At 67.3% G+C, this 9,230-nt stretch carries 9 protein-coding genes; all 9 read right to left on the bottom strand.

Annotated features, from left to right (window positions below; all coding sequences use genetic code 11):
* On the bottom strand, positions 1–985 hold a 985-nt coding region (locus Y706_RS23565; protein WP_156945059.1), incomplete at its 3' end, for a helix-turn-helix transcriptional regulator.
* A 108-nt stretch (positions 986–1,093) separates the two neighbouring features.
* Positions 1,094–1,489: an FKBP-type peptidyl-prolyl cis-trans isomerase gene (locus tag Y706_RS0104175; protein ID WP_028275583.1), complete on the bottom strand. Its 396-nt coding sequence runs from the start codon at positions 1,487–1,489 to the stop codon at positions 1,094–1,096.
* Positions 1,490–1,537: 48 nt separating this feature from the next.
* Entirely contained in the window at positions 1,538–2,473 is a 936-nt protein-coding gene (locus tag Y706_RS0104170; RefSeq protein WP_028275582.1) for an FKBP-type peptidyl-prolyl cis-trans isomerase, read from the bottom strand.
* A gap of 111 nt (positions 2,474–2,584) precedes the next feature.
* Positions 2,585–3,949, bottom strand: a complete 1,365-nt coding sequence (gene pafA / locus Y706_RS0104165; RefSeq protein WP_028275581.1) for a Pup--protein ligase — start codon at positions 3,947–3,949, stop codon at positions 2,585–2,587.
* A gap of 1 nt (position 3,950) precedes the next feature.
* On the bottom strand, positions 3,951–4,658 hold the full coding sequence (gene prcA, locus Y706_RS0104160; RefSeq protein WP_028275580.1) for a proteasome subunit alpha: 708 nt from the start codon (positions 4,656–4,658) through the stop codon (positions 3,951–3,953).
* A gap of 1 nt (position 4,659) precedes the next feature.
* The gene (prcB, locus tag Y706_RS0104155; RefSeq protein WP_028275579.1) at positions 4,660–5,502 is read right to left on the bottom strand and encodes a proteasome subunit beta; all 843 of its coding nucleotides are present in this window, start codon (positions 5,500–5,502) and stop codon (positions 4,660–4,662) included.
* 86 nt (positions 5,503–5,588) lie between these two features.
* Positions 5,589–5,792, bottom strand: a complete 204-nt coding sequence (locus Y706_RS0104150) for a ubiquitin-like protein Pup (RefSeq protein ID WP_026266331.1) — start codon at positions 5,790–5,792, stop codon at positions 5,589–5,591.
* Positions 5,793–5,882: 90 nt separating this feature from the next.
* On the bottom strand, positions 5,883–7,493 hold the full coding sequence (gene dop, locus Y706_RS0104145; protein ID WP_043434746.1) for a depupylase/deamidase Dop: 1,611 nt from the start codon (positions 7,491–7,493) through the stop codon (positions 5,883–5,885).
* Positions 7,494–7,552: 59 nt separating this feature from the next.
* Positions 7,553–9,230: proteasome ATPase (arc, locus tag Y706_RS23560; RefSeq protein ID WP_043434701.1), on the bottom strand; the 1,678-nt coding region annotated here is incomplete at its 5' end.

Raw genomic sequence — 9,230 nt, 5'->3', positions numbered from 1 at the left:
CCGTGAGGCGGCGGTGGACAGCGCCGGCGAGTTCGGGGGGCGAAATCACAGTGACGCGGGGACCGTAGGAGGCCAGCTCCTCGCCCAGGGTCTCCGCATCGCGGAAGGGCACCACGAGGCGGTCCGTCCCGGCCGGGTGCCCCGGTGTTCGGGCTTCCGGCGCTGCGGCTTCCGGCGCTGCGTCCGGAAGCGGCTGGGCGCGTTTGCGGAGGCCCAGGAGCCGCCCGTGTTCGACGTCGACCACGGCGCTCTGCACCGGCAGCTCGGCCAGACCGGCCAGCTGGGCGCGGACGTTGAACCCGGCCGGCGGCGTGAAGCTCTCCTTCTCCAGGACGGTCACGGCGGACGTCAGGCGGGACAGGCGGAAGAACCGTTTGTCCCCCCGGCCCCGGTCGTGGCCCACGAGGTACCACTGGCCGAAGCGGCTGCCCAGGCCCCAGGGCTCCACCAGGCGTTCCTGCTCCTGGCCGGTGCTGCCGGCGAGGTAGCTGAACCGGACCGGGTGCTGGGCGTGTATCGCGGCGACCAGGTCCTCGAAGGCCTGGCCGGCGGGGCGGATGCGCGGCTGGACGCCGGTGGGGAGTTCGGCGTCGACCAGGCCGCCGGCGGCCTGCAGCTTCCGGACCGCGTCGACGGCGGCGGAGCCGAGGGCGGCGTGCTCCCAGAGCTGGGCCGCGAGGATCAGGACCGTGCACTCTTCGGGGGTGAGGCTGACGTCGGGCAGCCGGTTCGATTCCTTGCCGATCCGGTAGCGGGTGGTAGCCGGGTCGTCGGAGCCCCAGCCCGTGTCCGTCACGGCCTCGACGTCGAAGCCAAACTGGCGCAGCTCGCCTTTGTCGCGTTCGAACATGCGGCCGAAGGCGACGTCACTGCTCGTGGTGTCGTGGTAGACCTTTTCGCGCAGCTCGCTGCGGCGCAGGCCGTACTTGGTGTTGAGCAGGGCGATGAGCAGGTTCAGGAGGCGTTCTGTACGTGAGGCGGACACCCCGCAAGGGTACTAAAGCCGGTCCCGGAAAATGACGAAAGCGCGGCAACAGCCGGAAGAACTTTTCCGATTGTTACCGCGCTTCGTTCCCCGGGGGGCGGGTGGGGACTAGCGGACGGCGACGAGGTCCACGACGAAGATCAGGGCCTCGTTGGGGCCGATCGCCCCGCCGGCGCCACGGGAGCCGTAGGCAAGCTCGGACGGGATCTCGAGCCGGCGGCGGCCGCCGACCTTCATGCCCAGCAGGCCCTGGTCCCAGCCCTGGATGACCTGGCCGACGCCGACCCGGAAGTCCAGCGGCGCGCCGCGGCCCCAGGAAGCGTCGAATTCTTCACCGGTGGACCAGGCGACGCCCACGTAGTGGGTGGAAACGGTGTCGCCGGCTTTGGCCTCGGCGCCGTCCCCTTCGATCAGGTCGGTGATGACCAGTTCGGTGGGGACGTCGCCTACGGGGAAGTCAATTTCCGGCTTCTCGCGGTCGAGGTTGCGCTGTCCAAATGACATGGTTACTCCTTTGAGGTGACGTGTAGTGGTTGCAGTTGTAGCGATGGGTTACTTGACGCCGAGGATATCGACGACGAAGACGAGGTCGCCCTTCGCGTCGCCCTGGCCCTGATCTCCGTAGGCGAGGTCCTTCGGGACGACCAGAAGGACACGTGAGCCGACCGTCTTGCCGGTCAGGCCCTGGGTCCAGCCCTTGATGACGCCGGTCAGCGGGAAGGTGGCCTTCTTGCCACTCTCAAAGCTGGAGTCGAAGACCTTGCCGGTGGCGAGGGCGACGCCGACGTAGTTGACGGTGATCGTGTCGGTCTCCTTGAGGGCCTGGCCCTTGCCGGTGATGAGGTCCTGGGAGACCAGCGCGGTCGGAGCCTTGACACCGGCGACCGAGATCTCCGGAACGCCCTTGTCGTTTTCCTTGACGGTCGGCAGTCCGGCCGGCGGGGTGACGGCGTCGCCCTCAGGCTTGTCCAGGACCGGCGGAGCGTCCTTGGCGGAGAGCACCTTGACGATCAGGAGCTGGGTCGGCTTGGCCTCGGCACCCTCGGCTGCGGCCTGGCCGGGAACGGCGAGGGCGAGGTGCGAGCCGATCTTGGCGCCCACGAACGCGTTGTAGATGACGGGGCTGCTGCCCTTGAGCTCGTCGTTCAGCTCCAGCGGCTCGGGATCGTTCGGGAACGTGTCTTCGAGGGTGGAACCGTCGGTGCCGTTGAAGGCCACGATCGAAATGTTGGCGATCTGGTTGGCCTTGACCCGCTCGCCACCGCCCTCGGTGACCACCTTGACGGTGGGTTCCTTGACGTCAAGCGGCTTGGTGAAGTCGACGCCGGGGGCCTTCTTGTCACCGTTCTCAGTCAATTTGACCGAGTCCAGCTTGGCGGTCTCACCCGCGGACTGGCTGGTGGGTTCCGGAGCCGGAGGCGCTTCGCTGCCGCCGCAGGCGGTCAGCAGCAGCAGTCCGGGAAGAAGAATTGCTAGTAGTCGGCGCAATTGGAAACTTTCGTCGAGGCAGGGTGGACTCAATGCCGTTCGGTTTCCCGTGGCAAAGAAAGCGGCGGCCGCAGGGCGGCCCTACCCCAGAATAACGTGCGAAGCTGGGTATCAGCCCATCGAGTCCAGCAGCGCATCCACCCGTTCGTCCACGCTCCGGAAGGGATCCTTGCACAGAATGGTCTGGTGGGCGCGGTCGTTCAGCTTCAGATGGACCCAGTCCACGGTGTAGTCGCGGCCGAGTTCCTGGGCGCGCCGGACGAAGTCGCCGCGGAGTTTGGCGCGCGTGGTCTGCGGCGGGGCATCCACCGCGTCCTTGACCGCGGTGTCGTCCACCACCCGGCGCACAGCCCCGCGGGCCTGGAGCAGGTAGAAGAGGCCGCGGCCACGGGAAATGTCGTGGTAGGTCAGGTCCAGCTGCGCAATCCTGGGAGCGTCCAGGCCCAGCCCGTGCCGTTCCCGGTAGTTGTCCATGAGCTTCTTCTTGATGGCCCAGTCCACTTCGGTATCGATCGTGCTCGTATCGCCGCTTTCGATGGCGTCCAGCGTGCGCTCCCAGAGGTCCAGGATCAGCGGCACATGGGGGTTGTGCGCGCCGTGTTCGGCCACGAACGCGGTCACCTTGCCCAGGTATTCGCGCTGGATTTCCAGAGCCGTGAGCTGCCGGCCGTTGGCGAGCCGGACCAGTGCCCGGCCGCTGAGGTCGTGGGAGATTTCCCGGATGCTGCGGATCGGGTTCTCCATCCGCATGTCGCGCATGATCACCCCGGCCTCGATCATCCGCAGGATCAGGTCCACCGTGCCGATCTTGAGCAGCGCCGTTGTTTCGGACATGTTGGAGTCGCCCACGATCACGTGCAGGCGCCGGTAGAACTCGGCGTCCGCATGCGGCTCGTCCCGGGTGTTGATGATGGGCCTGGAGCGGGTGGTGGCGGAGGAAACGCCTTCCCAGATGTGGTCGGCCCGCTGGGAGAACGCGAAGGTCGCCCCGTGCGGGGTCTTGAGGATCTTGCCGGCCCCGGCGATCAACTGGCGGGTCACAAGGAACGGGATGAGGATTTCCGCGAGCCGGGAAAATTCCCCGCGCCGCGGGATGAGGTAGTTTTCGTGGCTGCCGTAGGAGTTCCCGGCCGAGTCTGTGTTGTTCTTGAACAGGTATACGGTGCCGTTGAATCCCTCCGCCGCCAGCCGTTCCTGGGCTTCGTCCACGAGGTCGCACAGGATCAACTCCCCGGCACGATCATGGGCTATCAGCTGGGCGAGGTCGTCGCACTCGGCGGTGGCGTATTCCGGGTGCGACCCGACGTCCAGGTAAAGGCGCGAGCCGTTGGTCAGGAAGACGTTGGAGGACCGTCCCCAGCTGACCACCTTGCGGAAGAGGTAGCGGGCTACTTCCTCCGGTGCCAGCGGCCGGGACTCCGGGCTTGAATAGGAAATTCCGAATTCGGTTTCGATGCCGAATATGCGCTTGTCCATCTCACTTCTCCTCAGCCAGCAATGCCACGATGTCCGGGTCCTCGAGCCGGCGGAACGCCCGGCGGGTGCCGCGGCCGCTTTCCGATCCCCGGTCCAGTACCGCAACTTCAAGTGCGGATACAGGCAGCGTGGTGGTTTCCTTGTCCGCCACGAGCCCGGCGAGGGCCAGCCGGATGGCGCCCGCGAAGTCGAGTTCGCCCTGCCAGCCCGCCGCGACAGCCTCGGAGACCTTGTCCGCCTGGCCACCCATCACAATAAAGCCGTGCTCGTCGGCGATGGACCCGTCAAAGGTCAGCCGGTACAGATGGTCCGCCTCCTGGGCCTGGCCGACTTCGGCCACGGCCAGTTCGACCTCGAAGGGTTTCTGTTCGGCCGTAAACACCGCGCCGAGGCTTTGTGCGTACACGCTGGCGAGGCCGCGGGCCGTGACGTCCTCGCGGTCGTAGGAATAGCCCCGGACATCGGCATACCGCACCCCGGCTTGACGCAGGCTCTCAAACTCGTTGTACTTCCCGACGGCCGCGAACGCGATTTTGTCGTAGATCTCGCCGATCTTGTGCAGCGACGGGGACGCGTTCTCCGCCACGAGGGCAATCCCGTCCCGGCAACTGATGACCACTACCGAACGTCCGCGGGCGATGCCCTTCCGTGCGAAATCCGCACGGTCCTTCATCAGTTGTTCGGGAGATACATAGAACTGCTGGGTCATCTCAGGCCTCCCGCTGGGCGACGGTGCGGGATTCGATGACGCGGCCGGCCACGGCGGCAAGGTCGCGGTCCGGGACCCGGAAGGCGCCTGTCCGGTTCACGATGTACACCACCGGCCATAGCTGCCGGACGGGGTCCGGCCCGCCTGTGGCGGAGTCGTCGTCGGCGGCGTCGTACAGGGCCTCGACGGCGACCGCCACGGCGTCCTGCTCCGAGAGGCCGGGACGCCAGAGTTTCTTCAGCGCGCCGCGGGCGAACATCGAACCGGATCCCACCGCGTGGTGCTCCTGTTCCTCGTAGCGGCCGCCCGTGACGTCGTAGGAGAAGAGCCGGCCGAAACCTGCGGGCCGGTCGAATCCCGCGAACAGGGGCACGACGGCGAGGCCCTGCATGGCCATGGGCAGGTTGCCGCGGACCATGGCGCCGAGCCGGTTCGCTTTCCCGTCCAGGCTCAGGAGGGTGCCCTCGATCTTCTCGTAGTGTTCGAGTTCAACCTGGAACAGCCTGGTGATGTCCAGGGCGATGCCGGCGGTCCCGGCAATGCCCAGCACTGAATACTGGTCGGCGGGAAAGACCTTCTCGATGTGCCGGCTCGCGATCACGTTGCCCATGGTGGCGCGGCGGTCCCCGGCCATCAGCACTCCCCCGGCGTAGGTCATCGCCACGATCGTGGTCCCGTGCGGGGCCTGCAGCGGTGCTCCTGGCTGGCCGGCGTGCCCGCCGGCGGGCAACTGGTTGAAAGGCACTTGGCCGAAGGGCATCAAATCGGGCCGTTCGCGCTGCAGATGCTCGGTGAATGAGGACGTCGCGTTGGCTGCTACTCGGTTGGCTGTTGTTTCCTGCACTAACGCTCTCCCTCAACGTGGTGGATCAACGACTCTTCCGGCCCTTAGCCCCTCCCGCCGCCCTCATCCGGCGGCCGGGGGCGCTCCTACTGGCCGCCCTTTTGGACGAATGCGCGCACGAATTCCTCGGCGTTGGACTCCAGCACACCGTCGATCTCATCGAGGAGATCATCGACGCCCTGGGTGGCTGCCGACGCCTGGGCGTCCGCCGGGGCCGGCGGCGCGGCGGGGACGTCCTCGTCAACCTCGGTGTCCCGCGACTGCGGCTGCTGCTGCTCCTGGCCTGCCATTGTTTTCTCCTTCATGTCCGTCCCTTTTCTCCTAAGGGACATCCTGTAGCAATAGTGCCACGCCCGGGGCGCCTGCGGGGGGCTTTGTTTTTAGGAACCGGGGCTGAGTCCGAGCAGTTCTGCCAGGAACGTCCCGGCCTCCCTGTGCCGGGCAAACAGGCCGCCGGTGAGGGCTTCGGTCCCGCGCAGCGGCTCGCGGGTTGGGACCCGCTGGAGCCTGCCACGGCCGGGGACATCGAAGATCACCGAGTCCCAGCTGGCCCCCGCGAGGTCTGCACCGAACCTGCTGACGCAGCGCCCGCGGAAGTACGCCCGCGTGTCCGACGGCGGTTCGGTCACCGCACGGGCGATCGCGGCGTCGTCGACGATTCGGCGCATCCGGTCGCGGGCCAGCAGCCGGTAGTAGAGCCCCTTTTCGGGGCGGATGTCGGCCCACTGCAGATCCACGAGGCCCAGCCGGGCGTTGTCCCAGCCCAGGCCGTCACGCTGTCGGTAGCCCTCGAGCAGGGACAGTTTGGCGAGCCACTCGACTGAGGATGCAGCCGCCGCCCGGTCACCGCCGAGTTCGCTCAGCGTGGCGGACCACCGCTCCAGGACCTCGTGGGTGTGGCCGTCACCGTCCACGGCGTCCGCGACGCCGGTGTCCTGCGCGTGCTTGGAGGCGGCCTCGAAATAGATCCACTGGAGGTCCAGGGCGCTGATCCGCCGGCCGTCGCCCAGGCGCAGCAACCCGGTGAGCGAGGTGTCGTGGCTGACGGCCTGAAGCGCGGCGACGGGCTCATGGACTTCGATCCGCGGCGCCAGCCCGGCCTCGATCAGGCTCAGGACCATCGCGGTGGTGCCGAACTTGAGGAAGTTGGAGGCCTGGCTGAGGTTGGCGTCGCCGATGATGACGTGCAGCCTGCGGTATTTGTCCGCGGTGGCGTGGGGCTCGTCCCGGGTGTTGATGATGGGGCGGCGGATGGTGGTTTCCAGGCCCACCTCGGTTTCGAAGAAGTCAGCGCGCTGGCTGATCTGGTAGCCGGCCCGGGCGCTGTCCTGCCCGAGGCCCACCCGCCCGGCACCGCAAATGATCTGCCGGGTGACGAAAAACGGCGTGAGGCCGCGCACGATTTCGCCGAACGGCACCGAGCGGGGCATCAGGTAGTTCTCGTGCGAGCCGTAGGAGACCGATTTGTTGTCCGTGTTGTTCTTGTACAGGTTGATCGGCGGCAGTTCGGGATCCGCAGCGAGGCGCCGGACCGCGGCCAGGGCCACGAGGTCGCCGGCGGCGTCCCACGTGACGGCGGCGCGGGGGTTGGTCACCTCGGGGCTGGAATACTCCGGATGGGCGTGGTCCACATACAACCGTGCGCCGTTGCCCAGCACCATGTTCATCAGCAGCGTGCCGGACTCGTCCTCGCCGTCGGCCTCGAGTTCCTGCCGCCCGTAGGCGAGGGCGATCGCCTCGGCGTCGAGAACGGGAGGCTGGTCGGTGAGTTGTTCCGGGTCCGCGCTGCTACGCTCCAAGGTCCAGCCGCGGGCGTCGTGCAGCGGTTCCTCGTCCGTGTAGTCCCACCGGGTCTCGGCGCCGCCGGCAGCGCGCTGCCGGGTCACCTGGGCATACGCCTGAATGACCCGGGCTGACATCATCGTGGCGTTGGCTCCCGGGGCCGAGGGCGCGTGGATGCCGTATTCGGTCTCCGATCCCATGACCCGCATCGCCCCGCCGACCGGCAGCCCGCCCGCAGTGTCGGCGGGCTTGCCGGGGACAACAGCCGTCACAGGTACTGGCCTGTGCTGGGCATCGTCTCGATGGACTTCCCGGGCTCCTGGCCGGCCTTGCCCTGGACGATGGTGCGGATGTACGTGATGCGCTCGCCCTTCTTGCCGGAGATGCGTGCCCAATCGTCCGGGTTGGTGGTGTTGGGCATGTCCTCGTGTTCACGGAACTCGTCCACGACCGCCCGGAGCAGGTGGTCGATCCGCAGGCCCTTCTGGCCGATGGTCAACAGGTCCTTGATGGCGTACTTCTTGGCCCGGTCCACGACGTTCTGCACCACGGCGCCGGAATTGAAGTCCTTGAAGTAGAGCATTTCGGTGTCGCCGTTGGCGTAGGTGACCTCGAGGTACTCGTTGGACTTCTCGGTGGAGTACATCGCCTCGACGGTGCGTTGGACCATGGCGTCCACGGTCGCCTGCACGTCGCCGTTGTGCTCGCCGAGGTCGGACTCGTGGAAGGGCAGGTCCGTGGTGATGTACTTGTTGAAGATGTCGGCCGCGGCCTCGGCGTCGGGGCGCTGGATCTTCACCTTCACGTCCAGGCGGCCCGGGCGCAGGATCGCCGGATCGATCATGTCTTCCCGGTTCGAGGCGCCGATCACAATCACGTTGTCCAGCCGTTCGACGCCGTCGATCTCGCTGAGCAGCTGCGGGACGATGGTGGTTTCGACGTCGGAGGAAATGCCGGTGCCGCGGGTGCGGAACAGCGAGTCCATTTCGTCGAAGAACACCACCACCGGGCTGCCCTCGGACGCCTTTTCCCGGGCGCGCGCGAAGATCAGGCGGATGTGGCGTTCGGTCTCGCCGACGTACTTATCGAGCAGCTCGGGTCCCTTGATGTTCAGGAAGTAGCTCTTCATGTCCGTCTTGCCGGCGCGCTCGGCGGCCCGGGCGGCCAGCGAGTTGGCCACGGCCTTGGCGATCAGGGTCTTGCCGCAGCCGGGCGGGCCGTACAGCAGGATGCCCTTGGGCGCCTTGAGCCCGTGCTCCCGGTACAGGTCCGGGTGCAGGAAGGGCAGTTCGACGGCGTCGCGGATCTGTTCGATCTGCGGGCCCAGTCCGCCGATGTCCTGATAGGTGATGTCCGGGACTTCCTCGAGCACGAGGTTCTCCACCTCGGAGCGCGGGATCTTTTCCAGCGCGTACCCGGTCCGGGAATCAATCGAGAGCGCGTCGCCTACCCGGAGCCGCTGGGCGAGCAAGGCGCCGGAGAGCCGGATGACCCGCTCCTCGTCGGCGCGGCCCACCACCAGGGCACGGTCGGGCCCCAGCATTTCCTTGAGCGTAACGAGGTCCCCGGCCCGCTCGTAGCCGAGTCCGGCGACCACCATCAGGGCCTCGTTGAGCAGGACTTCCTGCCCGACGGCGAGCTGGCTGATGTTGACCAGCGGGCTGATCCCAACCCGCATCTTGCGGCCGGCGTTGAAGATATCCACGGATTCCTCCGTGGCCGCCTGGCCGCTGTTCCCGGCCGTCGGCTGCCGTTTCGGGTTGAGCTGGAGGATGGTGCCGAAGCTGTACGGCGGCTGTCCCTCCTGGTCCAGGGCGTTCTTCAGCCGCAGGATCTCGGCCTTGGCCGTTTCCAGCATGCTGACCAGTTTGGAGTTGTTCTGCGTCGCGGCGGCGAGCTGGCGGTCAATGTGGCGGAGCTTGTCCCGAAGGATGTTGACCTGCCGC

It is taken from the genome of Arthrobacter sp. I3 (genome assembly GCF_000520575.1).
Taxonomy (GTDB): domain Bacteria; phylum Actinomycetota; class Actinomycetes; order Actinomycetales; family Micrococcaceae; genus Arthrobacter; species Arthrobacter humicola_A.
This window is presented reverse-complemented; position numbering and strand designations above follow the sequence as displayed.